Origin of the sequence: Latilactobacillus curvatus JCM 1096 = DSM 20019, from assembly GCF_004101845.1 — a bacterium.
In the GTDB taxonomy this organism is placed as follows: Bacteria; Bacillota; Bacilli; order Lactobacillales; family Lactobacillaceae; genus Latilactobacillus; species Latilactobacillus curvatus.
Genome location: NZ_CP026116.1, coordinates 219748 through 243196, shown reverse-complemented (window position 1 = coordinate 243196; position 23449 = coordinate 219748). Strand labels below are relative to the sequence as shown.

Sequence of the window (23449 nt, the reverse complement as noted above, 5' to 3'; positions counted from 1 at the left end):
CTAGCCTTTTTGCTATTTAATCGCTTGACTGACGTCTGTATCAGTTGTTTTTTGTGGCCCATCACCGACAATAATATCCTTGAATAAGCCATAAACAAAGCGGTTTGGATCAAAGAGTTGTAAGTCGTTCATTTGTTCACCTAGACCAACCATCTTCACTGGTAAGTGTAATTCTGTGCGAACGGCTAACACAATCCCACCCTTGGCCGAACCATCTAGCTTGGTTAAGATAATCCCAGTCACATCGGTCGTTTGCTTGAATTGTTTAGCTTGGACTAAAGCATTTTGTCCGGTTGTTGCATCTAAGACCAACAATACTTCTTGCGGTGCAGCTGGTACTTCACGCGTGATGATGCGTTTCACTTTTTCCAATTCCTTCATCAAGTTGACGTTGTTTTGCAAACGACCGGCCGTATCAACTAATAAAATATCGAATTGTTCTTCTTTAGCGCGCTTAACCGCGTCATAGACAACTGACGCTGGATCACTCCCTGCTGCACTAGCAACCACGGGGACATTATCCCGGCGACCCCATTCTTGTAATTGTTCGATGGCGCCCGCTCTAAAGGTATCACCAGCCGCTAATAAGACCTTCTTACCCGCTTTTTCTAATTGGTGGGCAAACTTCCCGATTGAGGTTGTTTTCCCTGCACCATTGACACCAACGAATAAGAAGACAGTTAATTCGCCTTGTGGAGCGAAATGCAATTGATTATCTTCTGCTTGGCCTTCTTGACCGTACAAATCAACTAGCTTTTCAACAATCGCTTGTGAAACCGCTTCTGGTTTCTTAACGTTACGCAACTTCACTTCGTCACGTAATTCGTCAGCAATCTTCATCGCTGTTTCGTAGCCAACATCGGCTTCAATTAACATTTCTTCAACATCATCGAAAAAGGCTTCATCAACACTTCTAAAGTTAGCGAACAACGCATTTAAGCGTTGCCCAAATGTGAGCCGGGATTTTTCTAATCCATCATCATACTTCTTCGTTTCAGCAGCTTGCATGTCGCCAGTTACTGCTTCTGTTTCCGGCACTTCTTCAATCGCATCGGATTCTTCAGTTACTGCCGACGCTTCAACTGGTTCTGGTTCTGGTTCTGGTTCTGGTTCTGGTTCTGGTTCTGGTTCTGGTTCTGGTTCTGGTTCTGGTTCTGGTTCTGAGTTTACGGGTGCCGCCGTTGGTGTGTCAAGCGGTGATACCGTTTCTGAATCATCTTCAGTTGCTAAACTGGCTGGTTCATCGGTTTCAGTTTTCTCAGCCGCCGCAGTTTCTGCAGGGGCTTGCGATTCAACCGGTGTTTCCGGTGTCGCTTGGTCTTGTTCAACCGGTGTTTCTTTTTCTGGTTCGGCTGAGAATGCTTTTTTAATACGATCAAATAATCCCATGGTTTTCCTCCTAGGCTGTTGCGTGTTCTTCTAATGAAACGGAAACAATCTTCGAGATTCCAGATTCCGCCATTGTCACCCCGTATAAGCGATTGGCTTGGGTCATTGTCCCTTTTCGATGGGTAATCACAATGAATTGTGTGTCACTTTCGTAACGTTTCATGAAGCGACCGAAGCGATCGACATTGGCTTCATCCAATGAAGCTTCGACCTCATCCAAAATACAAAACGGTACTGGACGCACTTTTAAGATGGCAAATAATAACGTAATCGCCGTCAATGCACGTTCACCACCAGATAAAAGACTCAAGCGTTGTAATTTCTTGCCAGGTGGCTGTGCAATGATGTCAATCCCACTGGTTAATAGTGCGCTTGGATCCGTCAACGTTAAACTGGCATGGCCGCCACCAAACATGATTGGGAAGATGGTTTCAAAAGCGGCCGCGGTTTGTTCGAACGTTTCCTTAAATCGCTTTTCAACTTCCGTATCCATTTCAGCCATCGATGCTAATAATTGGCGCTTAGCGTCCATCAAATCGGCATCTTGTTGCATCAAGAAATCGTAACGTTCTTTAACGTGTTGATAATCATCAATGGCCGCCAAGTTGACCGTTCCTAAATCAGCTAAGCCGAGTTTCAATAATTTCAACTTAGACCGCAATTGATCGTCGGTTAAGTCTGATGCGGCCAAAGCGGCCTTGGCGGCTTCGTAAGTCAATTGGTAATCTTCGCTCAATGTATTTAAGCGTTGATCAATGTTAATTTTAACCCGGTTGAGCCCGACAGCATTTTGTTCTTGCTCAGCTAAACTATTTTTTTGTAATTGGTAGACGCGTGTGGCCTTGGCTTGAAGCGTTTGTTGTTCCGCCTTCAGCGTTTCTTTTTGCGCGCGTTCAGTGGCTAACTTCGCTTGGACTTTCTCAATCAAAGCATTGGTTGCCTTTAGCAGTGCTCGTCGTTCTTTTTGACTCGAAGCGTCTTCTTGATCCGCTTGTTTTAGCGCAGCTAGTTTATCCTGACTGGCCTTCAACTGGGCTGCCAGGTCGTTGCTATTGCGAGTAGCAACCGTTAATTTCTCCTGAACATTCTTTTGTTCAGCTTGAGCGACAGCCAACTTGGTTTCGAGGGCTGTTTGTTGTTGCGCAATTTGTTTTTGACTCTCATCAAAATGTTGTAATTGCTCATTAGCTGTTTCGAGATCTGCTTGCAGCTGTGCAATCGACGCAACAATTTCAGCTTCGGCTGCCACTAATTCTGCCTGGCGTTTTAAATCTGCCTCATAAGCTTGTTGTTGTTGTTGCACTTGATAATCGGTTGCTTGTTGTTGCCGTTCAAACTGACTCAAACGTTCGTCAGTCAAGGCTAACGTATTTTGGGCAGCTTGATATTGATTCTTAGCGGTTTCCAATGCCGCTTGTTTCGTATTTAATTCTGCTTGGCGTGCCGTTAATTGAGCTTTTGCGGCTTGGACACTGGCTTGCTTTTGATCCAAAGCGACCTGCATCTTGGCAATTTGACCTTCTAAATCAGTCAAGGTTTGCTTACGCGCAAGTAGCCCACCATTGTTTTGTCGGTTATTATGGCCCCCAGTCATCGAACCACCCGGGCTTAAAATATCCCCTGCTAACGTAATGATTCGGTAACGATGCCCCGTCAATTGACTCAATTTAATCGCCGGCTCCAACTCAGTCGCGACAATCAAATTGCCCATCAAATGGTTCATCACCGGTCGCACTTGTTCATCAAACTGCACAAGCTCACTGGCAATTCCGATAAATCCAGGCTGCTGTTGTAATTGGTGAACTAAGCTACTTGGTAGTAAACGTGGTTTGACAACGTTATTGGGTAAGAAAGTTGCCCGCCCAATCCGATTGGTTTTCAAATACTCAATCGCTTGTTTGGCCGTCTGTTCATCCCGTGTCACAACTTGTTGTAGCTGTGCGCCTAATGCTAATTCAATCGCTTGTTGATACTCACTGGGCACTTGCATCAATTCCGCTACAGCCCCTAATAAACCAGGGAACTGTTGTTTTTGCTTCAAGACAGCCTTAACCCCTTGATAAAAGCCGGCGTAGTCATCATTTAATTCCGCAAGACTAGCTTGTTTTGCTTTCGCTTTTTGTAAAATACCAGACGCTTGGAACCAACTATTTTGTTGATTTTGGTAAGCCGCTTGGTCCGTGTTAATTTGCGTTTGTAATTCGGCCAACTCATTGGACAACGTTTCGTATTGCGCTTTGAGTGTTTCAAGTTGGGCTTTTTGGGCCGCTTGTTCTGCCTTTTTTTGTGCCAATTGCGTCGATGTCTCATCGACTGCACTATCTTGCCGTGCAAGTTGCGTTTTAGTTTGTAACAAGTTCTTTTCTAAATATTGTTGTTCATTATGATTGGTCGTTTGGGCTTGCATCTGATCGATGTATTCTTGACGAATTTGTTCAATCTTCGCTTTCAGTTCCGCTTCACTACCAGACGCTTGGCGTTTAAGGGTGGTTAACTCCGTCTTCAACGCCCTCAATGCCGTCACTTTTTCTTCATAACTTGCCTTTAATTCAGATTGATTGGCTTGTTCCGCCGTTAATTGCTGTTTTAATGTGTCGATCTGTTCGACTAAACTTTGGCGGTTCGCATCCGTATAATTAGCGCGCTCTTTTGAAACGTTCTCTTGGCCTAATAGATTTTCAGCCAAGCGAGACTTTTCTAACAACGTCTGATTATCTTGTTCTATTTGTTGTTCCAACTGGGCTAAGGTTGCCTGATTCTCGGTTTGGGCAGCCGTCGTCTTAGCGATGTCCGCTTCAATCTCTTGCAACGCTTGCGCAAGGGTTTGCGCCTTTTCTTTGTACGTCTTTTGATCAGCCACTAATTGATCAATTTCAATCACCAATAATTGTTGGTGCAATGCATCATATTGCGCTTTTTGATCCAAGTAATCCTGCGCAATACTGCTTTGTTCCTTCAACGGTTCAACTTGTCCCCGTAGTTCATGAAGAATGTCGGTGACCCGACTCAAATTTTCATCTGTTTGATCTAATTCAGATTGAGCCTTTTTCTTTTGTTGTTTATATTTCAAAACACCGGCCGCTTCTTCAATAATATTCCGCCGATCTTCTGGTTTACTGTTGAAAATTGCTTCAACCCGACCTTGCGAAATAATCGAAAAAGATTCTCGCCCAAGGCCAGAATCCATAAATAAATTAACGATGTCTTTTAACCGACAACTCTTTTGATTCAAATAAAACTCACTATCGCCATTTCTAAATAAACGCCGCGTAATCGTGACGTTGGCTTGTTCTTGTTTCAAATATTGATCGCTGTTATCAAAAGCCAGCGTCACTTCTGCCTTATTCATCTGTGGTCGAATATCAGTCCCGGCAAAAATGATGTCGGGCATCTTTTCGCCCCGTAAGCTCTTGGCTGATTGTTCGCCCATCGCCCACCGAATTGCTTCTGTGACGTTACTTTTACCGCTCCCGTTTGGTCCAACGATGCCCGTTAAACCTTCTGAAAAATTGATTTCTGTTTTATCAGCAAATGATTTAAACCCTGATAAAACCAATGACTTTAACTGCATGCACTAAACTCCCTACACACGGCGGTTGGTTTCAACTGTCGTTTGCTTCTTTCTTTATTTCAGTTTGGCAAGCGCCACTTTAGCAGCTGCTTGTTCGGCTGCTTTTTTGTTCCGGCCAACACCTGAACCTAAGACGCGATCGCCCATCATCACATCCACTTCAAATTGACGGGCATGTGATGGTCCCACTTCTGCCAATAACTTATATTCAATCTCAACTTCACCATCTTGTTGCAAGAACTCTTGCAGATTGGTCTTATAATCCGTTTGGTCTGAAAATTCACCGGCTTCAATCTTGGGAAAGACAACTTGTTCGATGAATTTAACAACTGCGCCACGCCCTTGATCTAAGAACAAAGCGCCGTTAAAAGCTTCAAATAAATCTTCCAAAAGTGTTGCTCGTGCCCGCGCACCGTTTTTTTCTTCCCCTTTACCAAGGCGAATGTATCGATCAAAGTGCGCTTCTTTGGCAAAACTACTGAAACTCTTCGTGCAGACGATTGCCGCCCGTAAGCGTGTCAGTTTGCCTTCTGGCCAGTCCGGATATTTTTTATATAAGTATTCCGAAACCGTAATTTCCATCACCGCGTCACCCAAGAATTCGAGCCGTTCGTTATCACGAAGACCCAACTCCCGGTGTTCATTGACGTATGACGAATGTGTAAAGGCTTCGTCCAATAGTGCTAAATTCTGAAATTCAATGCCGTAGCGGGCTCGAAGCTCGCTCACTAGTGCTGCATCCAAAATTAAATTACCCCATTTCAACTGTTTAATCTTTCACTATTATACCGTTTATACGCTTAAAAAAACAGCGTCGTTCCTAGCAAACCGTTTCTTTTATTAATCACTAAAAAACGCCTGTTTTGAAGTATTCATTGTAACACGCAAACGAATATTTCAAAACAGGCGTTGCTTTATGCAGATGGCGTTGTCATTGCTGCTAAAGCGGTTTGATAACTCGCTAGTTCAGCTTCAGTTGCATAGACATAGTGTTCATCGGCCACTTCGCGCAATTGACGACCTTCATTATCTGCCTCAATTGAACTATCATAAGCAATTCGCCGACGTTGCCGCTCGACCTTTGGATCAGGTAACGGCACAGCAGACAATAGACTTTGCGTATATGGATGCAATGGTCGATCATAAATGTCATCGGCTGATGCCAATTCCATAATTTTACCGTTATGCATCACCGCAATCCGATCACTAATGTATTTCACCATCGATAAATCATGTGCGATGAATAAATACGTCAAGTTTTGCTGTTCTTGAATTTCTTTCATCAAGTTAACCACTTGTGCTTGAATCGATACGTCAAGCGCCGAAATCGGTTCATCCGCAATGATAAATTTAGGTTTTACCGCAAGCGCGCGGGCAATCCCAATACGTTGGCGTTGCCCACCGGAGAATTCATAAGGATAACGCGTTGCATGGTCTTTATTCAAACCAACTAATTCCAAAAGCTCGTTGACGCGTGCATCACATTCTGCATCATTTTTAACCAAATGATGGATATGCAAGCCCTCAGCGATGATGTCTTTGACTTTCATCCGTGGATTCAATGATGCGTAGGGATCTTGGAAAATCATCTGAATCTCTTTCCGGAACGCCTTCATTTCACGACTATGATTTTTAATCTTACTAATGTCACGGCCATCGAATAGAATTTCACCATCTGTCGGGTTGTATAGCCGGATGATACTCCGCCCAGTTGTACTCTTCCCAGAACCAGATTCACCCACCAAGCCAAACGTTTCGCCTTCATAGATTTCAAATGAGACATCATCAATGGCTTTGACTTCGGATTTTTTTCCTTGGCTAAAATATTGCTTTAAATGTTTAACCGACACTAATACTTTTTTATCCTTGTCCATCAATTGTCCCTACTTTCTCTTGAACTTGTGTCGCCTGGTACTTAGCCATCATTGCACGGACGGCTGCTGGTGGTTCCACAGCTGGTGCATCTGGATGCAACAACCAAGTTGCCGCAAAATGCGTTTTCGACACTTGGAAAAATGGCGGTTCCTGTTCCACATCAATTTGTAAAGCATATGGATTACGCGGTGCGAAGGCATCCCCTTTTGGTGGATCCAACAAGTCTGGTGGGGTCCCTGGAATGGCTTCAAGACGGCCAGAAGTATCAAGTGTTGGCATTGAGTTCAATAAGCCCCACGTATATGGATGCTTGGGTTGATAAAAAATTTCATCAACCAACCCATATTCGATAATCTTACCGGCATACATTACCGCTACGCGATCGGCAATCCCTGCCACAACACCTAAATCATGCGTAATGAAAATAATTGAGGTTTCAATCTTGCGTTGCAATTCCTTCATCAAATCGATAATTTGTGCTTGCACTGTCACATCAAGCGCCGTTGTCGGTTCGTCGGCAATCAGGATTTGTGGATAATCAACAATCGCAATCGCAATCACGATTCGTTGCCGTTGCCCACCAGAAAATTGATGCGGATAATCTTTCATCCGTGCTTTGGCATTCGGAATACCCACCAACTCTAAAACACTCTGTGCACGTTTCATTGCTTCTTCCTTATTCATTGTTTTATGAATCAACAAGGGTTCAGCAACTTGTTTACCAATCGGCATCGTTGGATCCAATGACGTCATCGGATCTTGGAAAATCATGGAAATATCGCTACCACGTAAGGCATTCATTTCCTGTTCTGGTTTTTGTAAGAGATCTTCATTGTGATACTTGATTGTACCACCCTTAATTTGAGCATTACCCGCTAACAAGCCCATAATACTACGGACCGTTACCGACTTACCTGAACCTGATTCACCAACAATCGCTAGTGTTTCGCCTTTTTTCAAGTTGAAACTGACATCGCGAATAGCATGGACGTCCCCTGCGTAGGTTTTAAAATCGATACTTAAATGTTTAACTTCTAAAATATTTGCCATTTGACGACCTCCAATGATGAAACCGCGTGGAAACGGCCTTGTATTGACATGCTTTTTGAAACTGACTCTGCTTCTAAACGTGCTTTCATTAACTGCTTTCTGTGGTTAGCTACGTCTAATAAATAATCAACAAGTTGATTATTCGTCAGACTATGCTAATCCGCGAAAGCTAACCGCCTACTTGCACACGCTATGATTTTGGATCGAATGCGTCTCTTAGTCCGTCTGCTAGTAAGTTGACGGCAATCATGATCACACAGAGGACTGCTGCTGGATACCACATTTGATATGGCAAGAAACGGAAAGCTTTTTGCCCATCTGATAATAACGTCCCTAATGAAGCATTCGGTGCTGGAATCCCAATCCCGATAAAGCTCAAGAACGCTTCGAAGAAAATCGCACTCGGAATTGTAAACATCGTTTGAATAATAATCGTTGAGGATAAATTCGGAATCAGGTGTTTCCAAGCAATCTTGGTGGAACTTTCACCCAACGTCCGTGCGGCGAGCACGAATTCTTGTTCCTTAAGTTGGAACGTTTGGGCCCGAATCAACCGGGCCATTGTAATCCAACCGGTAAAGCCAATCGCGATGACGATTGACAATAAACCTGGACGGAGTACCAACATCATCAAGACAACCACAATTAAGTTTGGAATTGATGAAATGATTTCAGTTACCCGCTGCATGAACATATCCAAACGGCCACCACGCCATCCGGAAACAATCCCGTATGGAATCCCGATTAATAAATCGACCAATGTCGCTAGAATCCCAATTAATAAGGATAAGCGTGTCCCGTATAAAATTCGTGATAATAAATCACGACCGAGATAATCCGTCCCTAAGATAAACGTTTTGCCTTTGGGAACGCCCGCTTGTTGATATTTATCAACTTTAACACCGGAAACGTCCATCTTACCGGTAAAACCAGGGATATTCCCCGATCCAATTTTAGGCGGTAAGTTAGCGTACGCCACATTTTGTGTATTTGGACTTTGTGGTGCAATCACTGGTGCCAATAAAGCAGCCAACATCACAATTAAGAGGACAACTAACGAAACCACCGCGACTTTATTTTGCTTTAAGCGCCGAATGGCATCTTGCGTAAACGTCAATGATGGTGCACTAATTTTTTCTTGTGCTTCATGCGTGTCTTGTGTAAGGGGCTTGAATGAGCCCGCTGGTATTTTAATATCTGCCATTTAGTGCGCCCCCTGACTGTCACTTAATCGAATTCGTGGATCAATAATCCCGTAAAGAATATCGACGACTAGAATAATCACTGTTAATAAGAATGAATAGAAAATGGTCAAGCCCATGATCGTTGGATAATCATTCGTCATAATTGACTTCACAAATTGCTCCCCAATTCCGGGAATCGAGAAAATATTTTCAACAACTAGTGACCCAGTCATCAAGTTGACTGCCATCGGCCCGATAATCGTAACAACCGGAATCATTGAATTTCGTAAGGCATGCTTTGCCACTGTTTGCCATTTTGAATTGCCTTTGGCTTTAGCAAGTTCGATGTAATCACTGTTTAAAACATCGACCATTTCAGTCCGCATGAACCGAGCCGTATTCGCCAATGGTGCAACCGCTAGTGCTAATGTTGGTAAGACACTAGATGACCAGCCGTCCCATAACGCAATTGGGAATAGTTGTAATTTAAAGGCAAGGAAAAATTGGAGTAAGACCGCCAACACAAAGTTCGGAATTGAAATCCCAACGATTGAAAAGAACGTTGCAACGCCATCGACCCATGTATTCTTGCGAATGGCCGCCACTGCCCCTAGTAAAATACCCAGTAATGAGCCGACAATCATCGCTTGTGCCCCGATTTGTAATGAAGGTCCTAAACGCGTCATGATTAGGCTCAAGACGGGCTGATTGTTGAACTGGAAGGATGTGCCAAAATCACCATGCAACAAGCCACCTAGATAGATGAAATATTGCTGAATTAATGGTTTGTTCAAACCGTACTGTTCATTCATGATCCGTAATTGATCAGCACTCATTTTTTCCTGATTCGTATATGGCGTCCCTGGCATCAACTTCATCATGAAGAAGGTCACAGAAGCGACAATGAATAGGGTTAGCACTAAATAGAATATTCGTTTAATAAGGTATTTACTCATAAGTTCGCTCCTAACAAAAACGGGCTTCATTGTTTTTCAACGCTGAAGCCCATCTTTATAAAGTCAGTTTATTTTTTTAAATAAAGTGAGACATTATTGTAGCTTCCTGAAGGGCCGTAGTCTAAACCTTTAAGGCTTGGGTTAGTTAAGTACGCCACACCTGATTGATACAGTGGAATGACACCTGACTCTGTATTCATAATATCTTGTGCTTTAACAAGGTTTTGCCATCTTGCTTTAGGATCATTGGCGTTGTCACCTTTACTTGCCTTGATCTGTGCATCGTATTCGGCATTGCTCCAATGGCCATCATTGTTATCGCCGCCTGTTACAAACAAGTCTAAGAATGTGATTGGATCTGGGAAATCAGCGTTCCAAGCACTAACCACCATGTCGAAATCACCGTTCGTTGAACGTGTTAAACGAGTCTTAAATGGCACGTTCGCTAATGTGACTTTCAAACCTGGTAAGTTCTTTTGTAAAGTATTTTGCAAATATTCGGATTGTTTCTTGGCAGTATCCGTATCATCGCCAAGTAATGTGTAATTGAATGTTTTGCCTGTTTGCCCAGTTTCAGCAAGGCCTTCGTTCCAAAGTTTTGTTGCTTCTTTAGGGTTGTAACTTGCATTTTTCTTACCCGCTGCGTCTAAATCATCAACAAAATCCTTCTTAGTTGTTGGGTCAAATGACATATTCTTTGGTGTCACAGAAGCAATTGGACTTGAACCATCACCTAGAACCTGTGCGACTAATTCTTTACGATTAATTGTCATTGAAATTGCTCGGCGAATCTTCGCATTTTTAAAGATTGGATTCTTTTCTTGGTTGACTTGCATGTAGAATGTTGCTGATTTTTGTAAGGTTGAGTAATGTGGATCGTTTTTCATTTGTTTAGCTGTGTCACCACTGATCGCCGTCCGATCTAATTTATTACTTTGGAAGAGGTTTAAAGCTGTTGATGGATCTTTAACCACTTGATACTTCAACGTCTTAACCTTAACTGCTTTCGTATTCCAGTAATTGGTGTTTTTAACTTCTTTCCATGAGCTATCTGGGCCATTCCAATTTTCTAACTTATAAGGGCCGTTGAAAACTAATGTTTTAGAATTTGTCCCGTAACTCTTGCCAGCTTTCTTGACCGCTTCTGGATATTGGGGGAAGAAAGTTGAGCTGGTCATCAATTGACTGAAGTATGGAATTGGTTTTTCAAGGGTGACTTCTAAGGTGTGTTTATCCTTAGCGACTACACCCAATGAATCAACCGGTTCCTTACCAGTCGTGATGTCTGCTGCATTTTTAATGCCTTCATAGATATAAGCATATTGTGAGCCGACCTTTGGATCAACGACTCTGCGCCAAGCATAAACGAAATCTTCTGCCGTGACCGGTTGACCATTGCTCCACTTCGCGTCTTTTCTTAATGGGAATGTATATGTTAAACCGTTATTAGTTGGTTTGACTACTTTAGTCGCAATCGCCGGTTTGATTTCTTTACCCTCGTAGCGGTAAAGACCTTCCATCGTATCGGTTAAAGCCTGCGCACCGATCACATCCGTATTTAACGCTGAATCCATTGTCGCAATGACGTCACTCGTTGCAAAACTGGCTGTGTCAGTCTTAACGGCTTCCTTGCTACCTGAGTTACCACAAGCTGCTAATAATAATGTGACCGCCACTGTTGTTATACCTAATACCAAACTCTTTTCTCGTTTCATATGGACACTCCCTTCAGTTATTAAAAATAATAATACATGATTAAAAATGAAAAGTAAATAATAAAGATTAAAATATTCTAATTTATTTTCATTGATGCAGAGCTATTATAAGAATCATTCTAATATTATAACGCATCCGCAAATGATTATTATGTGAATAATCTCATTTTCACAAACTGTTTAAAATGCAAAAAAATAAGCCTGTCGGTCGCGAATACTCACAACCAACAGGCTCGTTTTCAAGGTTATTATTTGATTTTTGTTTTAATGTAAGCAACGGCATCAGCTACCGTACCGATCTTTTCAGCTTCTTCATCCGGAATTTCGGCACCAAAAGTGTCTTCTAATTCCAAAACAAATTCCACAATATCAATTGAATCAGCATCCAAGTCTTCCTTGAAGTTCAATTCGTCTGTTACCTGATCCTTATTTAACTCAAATCGATCGCCAATAATAGCCGCAATCTTATCAAAGATTTCTTGTTCATTCATAATTAAAAACCTCCAAATTGAAACCCTTACCTACGTACTTAACACTTTGGGTATCCAGTGATTATACATAACTTCGCAACTCAATTCAAGTAAATCAAATCAGACTTGCGAAGTATATTGTAGCGCCTTTGGAACACATTGTCCACCTATTTTAATCGGTTTCTTTTGGGCTATTTTGTTGGTCAAAATAATCGATTACTTTTTGAATCGTTTGGTTCGCCAGCATTGCATGAATCTGGCGAACAGTGTAGTAAACCGTGCGGCCATCTGCAGCACCGTGCGCCTTAACAACAGGGGCTTTTAAGCCTAATAAAACAGCCCCGCCATAAACAGATGTGTCGAATTTATCACGAATCCCACCAACACTCTTTTTCAAGAGTAAACCACCGATTTTTTCTTTGACACCAGCATCCATAATCGCATGTTTGACTTGCGACATCACGATTGTGGCAGTCCCTTCAATTGCTTTAAGCGTCGCATTGCCGGTAAACCCATCTGTGACCACGACATCCGCAACCCCTTTTAAGAGTTCACTTGCTTCAACGTTACCAATGAAGTTTAACGTTAGATCATCTGCCAGTAGTTGATGTGCTGCCTTATGCAACTCATCACCCTTGCCAGCTTCAGTCCCATTATTCAACAAACCAATTCGCGGCTTTTGAATGCCACGGACGTCTTGTGCGTAGAAGTTCCCCATTAAGCCATATTGATGCAAATGCTCCGGCTTTGCTTCGGCGTTGGCCCCAACATCTAACATATTGAAGCCTAAATCTGAATTAATGGCTGGTAGGGTAGGCATTAAACCTGGACGATCAATCCCTTTAATCCGACCAATCACGAATAATCCGGCTGCTAAGAGCGCACCAGTATTCCCTAGTGAAAAGAGTGCGTCTGCTTCCCCATCTTTAACTGCCTGCGCCGCCAGAACCATTGAAGCTTGCTTTTTACGCCGAATCGCACGCACTGGTTCATCTTCGCTGGTGATTTTTTCGGTGGTATGCACAATCGTTAACCGCGTCATATCATCAATCAACGGTTTAATTTGTGCTTCATCACCATACAACGTAAATTCAACATCTGTTAATTCTGAGCGGGCTTGTAACACCCCTTCAATTACTGATTGGGGTGCAAAATCGCCGCCCATTGCGTCTACTGCAATTTTCATCATCATTCCTCTTTCCGTTTTCAATCTAACGTTAGGTAATTTTGCTTTTGTTGTTGTAAGTATGTTTTGAGTGGCGTATGGTCCGGTGCTGCCAACTCAGGATCAAGCGTGAAGATTTTTTGCACTTCTTGTTGGGCGACTTGTAAACTCGTAAAGTCGGCTACTGGATCGCCAACTTTAAAGACGGGCAATCCAGATTGACGATCACCAAAGACTTCCCCTGGTCCGCGCAATTCTAAATCCTTCTGCGCAACGACGAATCCATCAGTGGTTTCAGTCATAATCGTCATCCGGTCAACACCTTGTTGGTTCTTCGGATCAGCCACCAGAATACAGTATGCCTTTTTCTTACCTCGGCCAACCCGGCCCCGTAATTGATGTAATTGCGCCAACCCGAACCGATCCGCATCAAAAATGAGCATCACCGTCGCGTTTGGCACATCGACACCAACTTCAACGACGGTTGTTGAAACCAGTAATTGAATTTTGTTCTCAGAAAAAGCGTTCATAATCTGATTTTTTTCATCATCTTTTAACTGGCCATGCAACAATGCAACATGGTAATCAGGTTCAAATTGTTCCACCAACGTTGCGTAAATCTCCTCGGCATTCTTTAAATCCATCTGTTCAGATTCGGCAATCAACGGTGTAATCGCAAAGACTTGCGAATCGTTTGCAAGTTGTTTACGGACAAAGCTGAGGGCTTGTTCGACTTGATTACTACGCACCCAACTGGTTTCAATTGGAATCCGTCCTTTTGGCAATTCATCAATCGTTGAAACGTCCATCTCGCCATATGCGGTAATCGCCAGCGTCCGCGGAATCGGGGTCGCCGTCATTGCAAGAATATCAGGCTGTAACCCCTTTTCACGCAAAATTCGCCGTTGGTTGACCCCGAAACGATGTTGTTCATCAATTACAGCAAAGCCTAACTTATGATAGACCACTGCATCTTGAATCAAGGCATGGGTGCCAATAGTAATATTGATGCGCCCGGATTCAATGTCTGCCAACAACGTCCGCCGTTCTTTAGCCGTCGTCGAACCGGTCAATAAGCCAACAGTCACGTTCATTGGTGCCAATAAGCGTTGCAAGCTTTGATAGTGTTGTTCCGCCAGAATTTCCGTTGGCACCATCAATGCGGCTTGATAACCCGCAGTCACTGCCGCGAACAGCGCAATCGCCGCCACAATCGTTTTCCCAGAACCAACATCCCCTTGGAGAAGGCGATTCATATGCGCTGGTGATTTTAAATCAAGACAAATTTCATTCACCACTCGCTTTTGTGCATCGGTTAAATCAAACGGTAAGGTTTGAATAAAATCTTTAAGTGCTTCATTTTGGTACTGCAAAGCTAAACCGTTTGCCACATGCCGATCAGTCTGTTTAATGGCTTGTAATTGAATCTGATATAGGAAGAACTCATGAAAAATAGCGCTTCGGCGTGCTTGCTTTGCTTCAGGATACGTTTTAGGGAAATGCATGCCAGCAATTAAGTCGCGTTCGTTCATTAACTTATAGCGCGTGCGAATATCCTCTGGGATCAATTCGGGAATAACGTCTTGATACAAATCAAAGGCTTCTTGAATCATCTTGACCAGTGTCCCTTGACGCACACTTTTATTAACGGAATAGATGGCCGCAAACGATGGATTCTCAGCCGATTGAACCGCTAGGACCTTCATCCCCGTCAATGTATGACGTTTAGCATCCCACTTGCCATAAATAGCGACATCGACCCCGGCTTCAAACTTGTCCTTAAGATAGGGTTGATTAAAAAAAGTAACCATCACAACGTCATGTTCAATCAAGAGCCGTACATTCAGCCGGGTCTTCCCTGGTCCCCAACGACTGATGACCGGATCAGCGACGACCGTTCCTTTTAACGTCACCTTTTCCTGATCTGCCGCTTCGGATAAATCCTTGACCTTCAAATCTTCGTAACGAAACGGAAAATAATACAATAAATCACTAATGGTCCTTATGCCAAGCTGATCGAGGGCTGTCAGACGTTTCGGGCCGACGCCAGCTAACACAGCAACAGAATCCGTTAAACTTAACATTGACAGCCTCCTGTAACGTGCTTTCAAAAGCATCCTGTTGCGTTTAGCACCATTAGCCAAACAAGTAGCTACGCTAGTCATTCGGCTAATTAAACTAATCCTCACAGGATAAGCACTTTTGATACACTTCTTTTTCTTAACGTGCTTTTTAACCATATTCCAAGGTTAAACGTACTTCTACTAAAAAACGGGAACCAGGTATATTCAACCTCATTCCCGTTTTATTTGATTAACTATTCAACTGAAATCAAGTATGGGTAAACTGGTTGATTCCCTTCGTGTACTTCAACTTCTAATTCTGGGTCTTGGGCCATAATTGCATCACTGATTTGTTCAGCTTCTGTTGCATCGCCGTCTTCCCCGATAATAATTGTGACGATTTCACTGTCTTCATCAAGCATTGTTTGGACCATTTCAATGGCTGCTGTTAAACGTTCAGCCGTTGAGACCTTAATCTTACCATCGATAATCCCCATGTAATCGTCTTTCTTAATTTCAAGTCCATCTAAAGTCGTGTCCCGGATTGATTGCGTTACTTGACCACTAATCACGGTATCTAACGCCTCTGTCATGGCTTCTTGATTAGCAGCCAATTCAGCAGATGGGTCAAATGATAAGAGAGCGGTCATCCCTTGAGCAATCGTCCGACTTTGCACGATTGCAACTGGAATATCAGCCACTTCGGCAGCTTGTTCAGCGGCTAAGAAGATGTTCTTATTATTTGGTAATAAGATCACTTGTTTAGCATTGGCTGCTTTAATCGCATCTAAAATATCTTGCGTACTTGGATTCATGGTTTGACCACCACTTAAGATATAAGTAGCCCCTAAACTCTTGAAGAGTTCAGCAATCCCATCACCGGCCGCAATCGCGATAATCCCATTTTCAACAGGTTCTGCTTGCACAGGGGCAGCAGCTTGTTGGTCGTTTTCAACAATCGTATCATGTTGTAAACGCATGTTATCGACTTTAATCTTCACTAATGAACCAAAGTGTTGGCCGTAAGCCATGACTGTCCCTGGATGTTCTGTATGCACATGGACCTTCACCACTTCTTCATCGGCTACCACTAAGAGAGAGTCACCAACACCGTTTAAATGATTGCGGAATTCATCATAATCAAATTCGCGATCGACAGTTGTCCCATCACCAAGGGCGACCATGATTTCAGTACAATAACCATTTTCAATATCTTCTGTACCCATTTGAGCGGTTTGATGATGATTGGCATTGACCATTTCATCCATTTCCGCTTCATCAGGTGTGTAAAGATCTTTTGCAGGTGCTTGGCCTGTTAAACCTTCTAAGAAACCTTCATAGATGAAGACCAATCCTTGACCACCAGAATCGACAACGCCGACTTCTTTTAAGACAGGGAGTAATTCAGGGGTCTTCAACAAGGCCTTCTTAGAACCCTCAACAACAGCTTCGATAACTGCACCGATATCATCAGTTTGACCGGCAACCTTGGCACCAGCTTTGGCGCCTTCTCTGGCAACCGTCAAAATCGTGCCTTCAACGGGTTTCATTACTGCTTTATAAGCCGTTTGAACACCATTTGTGAATGCGTCAGCCAAATCTTGTGCATCCAATGTTTCTTTTTCAGCCATGCTCTTAGAAAAACCACGGAAAATTTGTGAACTGATAACCCCGGAGTTACCCCGAGCGCCCATCAAAAGCCCCTTGGCTAAACTCTTAGATAATTCACCGACAGATTGCGCGTTGTTTTCATTAACTGCTTTGGCCCCACTTTGAAACGTTAAACTCATATTGGTCCCAGTATCCCCATCAGGCACTGGAAAGACGTTTAATGAATTGACAAATTCTGCATTTTTAGTAAGCCGATGTGCAGCAACCCGCATCATTGCTTGGAATTCTGCTGCTGTGATTTCAGTAACTTTCACGAATGTTCCTCCTTGAACAAAAACAAATAGAACTGGACCTAGTGGCCAGCTCCGCTAATTAGTTTTAGTCTTCTAATACCCGTACACCTTGAACATAAATATTCACTGAGTTCGCACTGACACCCAACATTGTTTCAAGATTGTACTTCACTTTACTCTGGACGTTACGGCAAACTTCAGAGATCTTAATGCCGTAACCAACAATAATATAGACATCAATCGCAACGCCATTGTCTTCTTGACGGACTACGACACCCCGATTATAATTCTCACGATTCAAAATATCGTTTAAATTGTCACGGATTTGATTCTTACTTGCCATCCCAACAATTCCGTAGATATCTGTTGCAGCGCCACCAACGACGGTTGCAATCACGTTATTGGTAATATCAATGTCGCCATATTGTGTTTTAATTTTAACAGCCATTAAAATAGCCTCCTTGTGCCATACTTATTGTTATTTTAGCATAGCGGAGAAGAGTTGCAAAGCAACTGGTGATGAATTCTTCCCAAAATACGGCTTATTTTTGGACTTTAATGAGTTTAAACGACTTATTTTGGACTGTCAAGTAAATTTCCTTGAAAGAGCTCTTGCATTCCCCAAACTATTATGGTAAATTATTTAAGTGAATTGTATAAGCCGGTGTGCATGCATGCAACTATTAAGACTAACTGAATCATATTATGTTTCTCGTTAATTCTACCGGCTTTACTTAAAGGAGGAATAAGACCATGGCAAAAGACGTTATTACCGGCCGTAAAACATCATTTGGCAACAAGCGTTCACACGCTTTGAACGCATCTCGTCGTTCTTGGAAGCCAAATTTACAAAAAGTACGTATCTTAGTTGATGGCAAACCTAAACGTGTTTGGGTTTCAGCCCGTGCTTTGAAATCAGGCAAAGTAACTCGTGTATAATTTCAATTGATAGACCGCCAGTTGGCGGTCTATTTTTTTTGGCAAAGAGTACGAGATAAGTCGGCTAATCCTCAGGCGATGACTGATCGAACACGTTTATGGCAACCAAAAAGACGGCTCGGATAAAATAATTTTATCTGAGCCGTCTTTTTAATCCTTACTTTGAATCACCGCAACCACCCCAGTTTCAAAACTGAATTGGCCGGTCTCACCGATGAACTCATTACTAGCCCATGAAATCGGGACTTGCGTTTGGTAATCCACCAAGCGATATTTTTCATCAATTAAATTTAAACCAGTTGTGGGAACTAATGGCACAAAGGCCAGATACCGTTTATCGGCTTCTTTTTGTAATTGATACGTCCCTGGTGCATAGAACCGAATCGTATTTTGCCGATCGCGCATCTCTAACCGGTCTAAAAACGGCTTAAAACGTGTTTCTAAGGGCATAAAGAGATTAGCAAGAAAATGGTCCAACCGACCGCCTGTTGCGCCATAAAGCACAACTTGATCCGCATTAAATTCAGTTAGCGCAATTGATAATGCCAACTGAGTGTCGGTATCATCTTTTTCTGCTTGCACAGAGCGAATATCCTTTACTGCTGATTGAACGGTGGTCCGCTCAGCCGCCGTCAATGAATCAAAATCGCCGACTGACACGACAGGTGTTACGCCTTTTTGCAATAAGCGCCACGTACCACGGTCTGCTGCCACCCATTGACCATCAATCATTTCTGGCTGCGCCAATTCGGGGGCCCACTCACTGACTGGTCCTCCCACCAACACATTAATCCGCGTCATGAGCAGCCTGCTTTAAAGTTGCAATCCGGGTTGCTAAATCACCGGCAAACGTATATGAACCGGCAACGAAAACATCTGCGCCTGCTTTGGCACACGCACCGATGGTTTGGTCGTTAACCCCACCATCGACTTCAATCGTATAATCTGCATCAGCATGTTGATCGCGATAAGTCGCTAATTCAGTGACCTTATCCAACATCGCTGGAATAAACTTCTGCCCACCAAAACCGGGATTAACCGTCATTACTAAGACTTGATCAACCAATGATAAGACTGGTTCAATCGCACTAACTGGTGTCCCTGGATTGATCACCACGCCTGCTTTAACACCAGCATCTTTAATCATCTGAAGACCACGGTAGAGATGTTGCGTTGCTTCGGCATGAATCATGATTAAGTCTGAACCAGCTGCTGCAAATTGTTCGATGTAGCGTTCTGGTTGTTCCACCATTAAATGGACATCTAAGCCTAACGTTGTCAATGGCCGCAAGCCAGTTACTACTTGGGGGCCAAACGACATGTTGGGGACAAACATCCCATCCATGATATCCACATGTAATAGATCAGCGCCCGCCTTTTCAAGGTTTTGGACGTCTCTTTGTAAGTTCATAAAGTCTGCGCTTAAAATTGAAGGTGCGATTTGTTTCATCATCAAAACTCCGATCACATTTTTATTTTGACTTCTTGTAAACTGGCCGAATATCCTTTAATTCTGCTCTAAACTGTAAATAATTCGTATAACGACTTTGCATAATTTCGCCACTGTCGACAGCTTCTTTCACGGCACATTTCGGTTCCATCACGTGTTGACACGTTCTAAACTTGCATCCTTGCCCGATTTCTCTGAACTCTGGGAATCGGTCAACCAAGGTTTCAATCGTGACGTTTAATAAACCAAGTGATGAAAAGCCAGGCGTATCACCAACTAACCCATCATTCAACGGAATCAGTTCAATATGCCGGGTTGTATGTTTCCCACGATTTAAACTCTGCGAAATTTCGGCAGTTGCAATATTCAAGCTCGGGTCAATGTGGTTTAACAACGTTGACTTACCGGCCCCCGTTTGTCCTGTAAAGACGGTTGTTTTATGCGGGAACGTGTCTTCAATTGCCGTAATTATCTCCGGTGTAAAGGCGGTCCGCGGTGCAAAAATTTGATAGCCGATCTTCGCATAATACGCCAAGTAATCACTAATTTCTTGGTATTGTTGATCACTAATCATATCGGTCTTGGTTAAATAAACTAACCCTTGCATGTGCAGCGATTCAATATAAATCAAGAAACGATCCAACAAATTCAAGGAGAATGCTGGTTCCACCGCCGAAACAATTACGACAGCATTATCAATATTAGCGACTGGTGGTCGAATCATCTCATTTTTACGGTCTAAAATCTCAAGAATATAGCCACTTTCTGTTTCACTTTCACTCTCGAATTCGACAAAATCACCGACAAGTGGCGTAATTTTCCGTTTACGGAAATTACCACGCGCACGCGTTCGATAAATTTTGCCTTCACTTTGTACATCATAAAACCCACTGAGGGCGCGAATAATCTGTCCTGTCTGCAATAGGTCACCTCCCAATTAGTTTGTCACATGGTCATCAGATAGAATCTCTTGACCATTTCTTAAAATCCGGAAACGGCCGGCTTGGTCCGCTTTAATCGTAAATGGCAATTCAACGGTTGTATCCGCGGTAATCGTCATTTCTTTATAAACACTCATTATTGAATGCGTGCTATCTTCTAAATAAATCGTAATCTTATTCGTCGTAGCCGTTGAAGTACTACTTGAACTAGAGCTCGTACTACTACTGTCACCCGATTCGCTCGAGCTGCTTGTACTACTTTGTGAAGTTGCTAAGGAATTATCAAACGGAATCGTAATCGACTTCGTAAAACTCTTGGTAGCGGGCGCTTTTTTACCTTTAGAAAGTACCACGTTAATATTGGCGCCTTCTTGAATAGATGCACCACTACCAGGTGATTGGCTAATGACTAACCCTTCATCAATCGTATTGGAGTAATCCTCTGAAAAAGTAACCGTCAAACCAACGTCATCAACATAGTCTTGAACAGCCTGTTTCGTGTAATTACTCAAATTGCGTAAAGTAATGCTTGGCTTGCCGCTGCTGACAGTCAAGGTAATCGTCGTCTTACTTGGGACAACTTTTTCACCTGCGGCAATGCTTTGGTCTAAAATCAGTCCCGAAGCAACACTGCGTGAACTCTGATATTTGCGCACAACCGTCAATCCCTTTTGTTTCAATAACGTGCTGACATCTGTGAACGGTTTGTCCGTATAATCTTCGATCTCATACTTTTTACGACCCGTACTGATTGTTAGATCAACCGTACTGCCCGATTTAACATGCATTCCTTTACCAGGTGTCGATAAAATCACATGCCCTTTGCTGTACTTATTGCTAGTAGTTTTTTGAATCTTACCAACTTTTAATTTATCTGCGGTTAATGCTGCAGTCGCGTTTTCTTGCGTCATGTCTGTCACATCTGGAACAGTCACTTCACTGCCTTGCATTGCGTACGCAGCGAAGACACCAAGCATCACTAACAAGACTACGCCAAGCCCCACAAACCACCATTTCCGCTTCGACTTCTTATGCGGCTGTTTCTTTTTCTGATCGTCTTTTACTTCAGTCTCATCTTTGGGTTTGGCTTCTGGCACATCGTTTTGGCGCGTAATCCCTTCTGGGTCGAGAGCCGGAATCACCTTTGTTTCACCCATATCACCTTGTGAGGGCACGAATTTCGGTTCATGCGCCCGACTAGCTGATAATGAGGTACTCAAATCAGTGGTCATTTGCCCAACATCACTGTAGCGTTCGTCCGGATCTTTGGCAGTTGCTTTTAACACAACGTTTTCCAAAGCTTGTGGAATCCGCGGATCATAATCTCGAACGGGTGGTACAGCATCTTGAAAATGTTTAATCGCGATGGAAACAGCCGATTCACCTTCAAATGGCACCATACCCGTTAACATTTCATACAGAATAATCCCGAGTGAATAGATGTCTGAACGTTTCGTTGCCATTGAACCCCGTGCTTGCTCTGGTGATAAATAATGCACTGATCCGAGTAATGTATTGGTCTGGGTCATCGCGGTTTCACTGAGCGCAATCGCAATCCCAAAATCGCTAATCTTAACGTTACCTGCTTCATCGACCAAGATATTCTGTGGTTTCAAATCACGATGAATAATATCGTGCGCGTGGGCATTTTCGACCGCTGATAAAATCTGCGTCATAATATCGACGACGCGTTGATAAGGAATCGGGAAGTGTTCAACGATATACTTCTTTAAATCTGTTCCCTTCACATATTCCATCACGATGTATTGCATGCTGTTTTCTTCACCAACATCATAGATACTGACGATATTGGGGTGGTTCAATTCAGTTGTGGCAAGTGCTTCGCGTTTAAAGCGACGTACCGTGTTCGGATCGTTCCGTAAATCAAGTCGCAGCACCTTGACCGCCACTTGGCGATCCAAAATCAGATCTTGGGCCAGATAAACGTTGGCCATGCCACCTTCTCCAATTGGACGGATAATCTGATAGCGGCCATTGACCGCGTAGCCTGTCTCCATCATCGCGCACCCTCCTCACCAGTTTGATGTAAGATTAACGCCGTAATATTATCTAAGCCACCGGCATCATTTGCTTGTTGAATTAATGCCGCACATTTTTCTTCCAGCGATGTCGGTGTCATCAGCGTGGTCTTAATTTGTTCATCATCGACCATATTGGTTAGCCCATCTGTACATAATAATAGATAATCATCTGGTTCAAATTCGTAAATTGTTACATCGGCATCGACATCTTGCGAAACGCCTAATGTGCGCGTAATGATGTTTTTTTGTGGATGATGCTTTGCCGCTTCTTCGGTTAACTCCCCTTGTTTCACCAATTCATTTACCAAGGAATGGTCCTCTGTTAATTGGCGGAGTTCGTTATTCCGGAAGCGATACACTCGGCTGTCGCCAATATTGGCAACTAAGTAATTGGCACCTGAAATCAACACTGCGACGAGCGTGGTGCCCATCCCAAACAAATCATCATACTGATTAGCCTTCGCTAAAATATGTTTGTTTTCTTTTTGTAATTCGAAAATTAACCATTTAACCATGGATTCAATGTCGGTATCATCAGTTCGTTCGAACTCGTACCCAATATGGGAAACCGCCATTTCTGAAGCAACATCGCCGCCTAAATGACCGCCCATCCCATCAGCAACAATCGCAAACTGCGCACCGCTTTTATTGGTATAAAAGCCGACATAGTCCTGATTATTTTGGCGTTGTTGGCCGACATCGGTTTGAAAAGCAACTTTCATAAGAATTCACCTC

At 43.1% G+C, this 23449-nt stretch carries 19 protein-coding genes; 1 reads left to right on the top strand and 18 read right to left on the bottom strand.

Annotated features, from left to right (window positions below; genetic code table 11):
- Positions 1-12 precede the first annotated feature (12 nt).
- From ftsY to LCU_RS01275, 13 genes are all read right to left on the bottom strand, one after another.
- The gene (gene ftsY / locus LCU_RS01335) at positions 13-1389 is read right to left on the bottom strand and encodes a signal recognition particle-docking protein FtsY (RefSeq protein WP_128486076.1); all 1377 of its coding nucleotides are present in this window, start codon (positions 1387-1389) and stop codon (positions 13-15) included.
- A gap of 10 nt (positions 1390-1399) precedes the next feature.
- A complete protein-coding gene (gene smc, locus LCU_RS01330) occupies positions 1400-4960 on the bottom strand; it encodes a chromosome segregation protein SMC (RefSeq protein ID WP_056965919.1) in 3561 nt (1186 codons plus the stop codon).
- A gap of 54 nt (positions 4961-5014) precedes the next feature.
- On the bottom strand, positions 5015-5704 hold the full coding sequence (gene rnc, locus LCU_RS01325) for a ribonuclease III (protein WP_004265441.1): 690 nt from the start codon (positions 5702-5704) through the stop codon (positions 5015-5017).
- 170 nt (positions 5705-5874) lie between these two features.
- Complete coding sequence (locus LCU_RS01320; protein WP_004265559.1) at positions 5875-6834, bottom strand: ABC transporter ATP-binding protein; 960 nt, start codon at positions 6832-6834, stop codon at positions 5875-5877.
- Positions 6821-7885 carry an ABC transporter ATP-binding protein gene (locus LCU_RS01315; protein ID WP_004265604.1) on the bottom strand — a complete coding sequence of 355 codons (1065 nt, stop codon included), beginning with the start codon at positions 7883-7885 and terminating at the stop codon, positions 6821-6823. The genes LCU_RS01320 and LCU_RS01315 overlap by 14 nt, the downstream gene beginning before the upstream one ends.
- Positions 7886-8075: 190 nt before the next feature.
- Entirely contained in the window at positions 8076-9089 is a 1014-nt protein-coding gene (locus tag LCU_RS01310; RefSeq protein WP_004265582.1) for an ABC transporter permease, read from the bottom strand.
- Positions 9090-10025: an oligopeptide ABC transporter permease gene (opp3b, locus tag LCU_RS01305; RefSeq protein WP_056966711.1), complete on the bottom strand. Its 936-nt coding sequence runs from the start codon at positions 10023-10025 to the stop codon at positions 9090-9092.
- A gap of 68 nt (positions 10026-10093) precedes the next feature.
- Positions 10094-11740, bottom strand: coding sequence for a peptide ABC transporter substrate-binding protein (locus LCU_RS01300; protein WP_056966708.1), 1647 nt, complete (start codon positions 11738-11740; stop codon positions 10094-10096).
- A 248-nt stretch (positions 11741-11988) separates the two neighbouring features.
- Positions 11989-12231, bottom strand: a complete 243-nt coding sequence (gene acpP / locus LCU_RS01295; RefSeq protein WP_004265480.1) for an acyl carrier protein — start codon at positions 12229-12231, stop codon at positions 11989-11991.
- Between the two features lie 151 nt (positions 12232-12382).
- Positions 12383-13396 carry a phosphate acyltransferase PlsX gene (plsX, locus tag LCU_RS01290; protein WP_035186079.1) on the bottom strand — a complete coding sequence of 338 codons (1014 nt, stop codon included), beginning with the start codon at positions 13394-13396 and terminating at the stop codon, positions 12383-12385.
- Between the two features lie 20 nt (positions 13397-13416).
- Complete coding sequence (gene recG / locus LCU_RS01285; RefSeq protein WP_081038331.1) at positions 13417-15492, bottom strand: ATP-dependent DNA helicase RecG; 2076 nt, start codon at positions 15490-15492, stop codon at positions 13417-13419.
- 200 nt (positions 15493-15692) lie between these two features.
- On the bottom strand, positions 15693-17363 hold the full coding sequence (locus LCU_RS01280; protein WP_054644075.1) for a DAK2 domain-containing protein: 1671 nt from the start codon (positions 17361-17363) through the stop codon (positions 15693-15695).
- Between the two features lie 64 nt (positions 17364-17427).
- Complete coding sequence (locus LCU_RS01275) at positions 17428-17790, bottom strand: Asp23/Gls24 family envelope stress response protein (RefSeq protein ID WP_004265575.1); 363 nt, start codon at positions 17788-17790, stop codon at positions 17428-17430.
- Positions 17791-18095: 305 nt separating this feature from the next.
- Between LCU_RS01275 and rpmB the strand changes: the two genes are divergently transcribed.
- Positions 18096-18281, top strand: coding sequence for a 50S ribosomal protein L28 (rpmB, locus tag LCU_RS01270; RefSeq protein ID WP_004265581.1), 186 nt, complete (start codon positions 18096-18098; stop codon positions 18279-18281).
- 150 nt (positions 18282-18431) lie between these two features.
- On the opposite strand, the gene LCU_RS01265 is transcribed toward rpmB, so the two are convergent.
- Genes LCU_RS01265 through LCU_RS01245 form a run of 5 tightly spaced genes read right to left on the bottom strand, consistent with a single transcriptional unit; the run spans position 18432 to position 23436 of the window.
- Positions 18432-19082 (bottom strand): thiamine diphosphokinase, encoded by a 651-nt coding sequence (locus tag LCU_RS01265; protein WP_054644074.1) that lies wholly within the window; start codon positions 19080-19082, stop codon positions 18432-18434.
- Positions 19069-19731, bottom strand: a complete 663-nt coding sequence (gene rpe / locus LCU_RS01260) for a ribulose-phosphate 3-epimerase (RefSeq protein WP_035186087.1) — start codon at positions 19729-19731, stop codon at positions 19069-19071. Before rpe ends, LCU_RS01265 begins: the two co-directional genes overlap by 14 nt.
- A gap of 22 nt (positions 19732-19753) precedes the next feature.
- Positions 19754-20653: a ribosome small subunit-dependent GTPase A gene (gene rsgA, locus LCU_RS01255; protein ID WP_004265533.1), complete on the bottom strand. Its 900-nt coding sequence runs from the start codon at positions 20651-20653 to the stop codon at positions 19754-19756.
- 15 nt (positions 20654-20668) lie between these two features.
- Positions 20669-22693, bottom strand: a complete 2025-nt coding sequence (pknB, locus tag LCU_RS01250) for a Stk1 family PASTA domain-containing Ser/Thr kinase (RefSeq protein ID WP_056965829.1) — start codon at positions 22691-22693, stop codon at positions 20669-20671.
- The gene (locus LCU_RS01245; protein ID WP_004265595.1) at positions 22690-23436 is read right to left on the bottom strand and encodes a Stp1/IreP family PP2C-type Ser/Thr phosphatase; all 747 of its coding nucleotides are present in this window, start codon (positions 23434-23436) and stop codon (positions 22690-22692) included. Before LCU_RS01245 ends, pknB begins: the two co-directional genes overlap by 4 nt.
- Positions 23437-23449 lie beyond the last annotated feature (13 nt).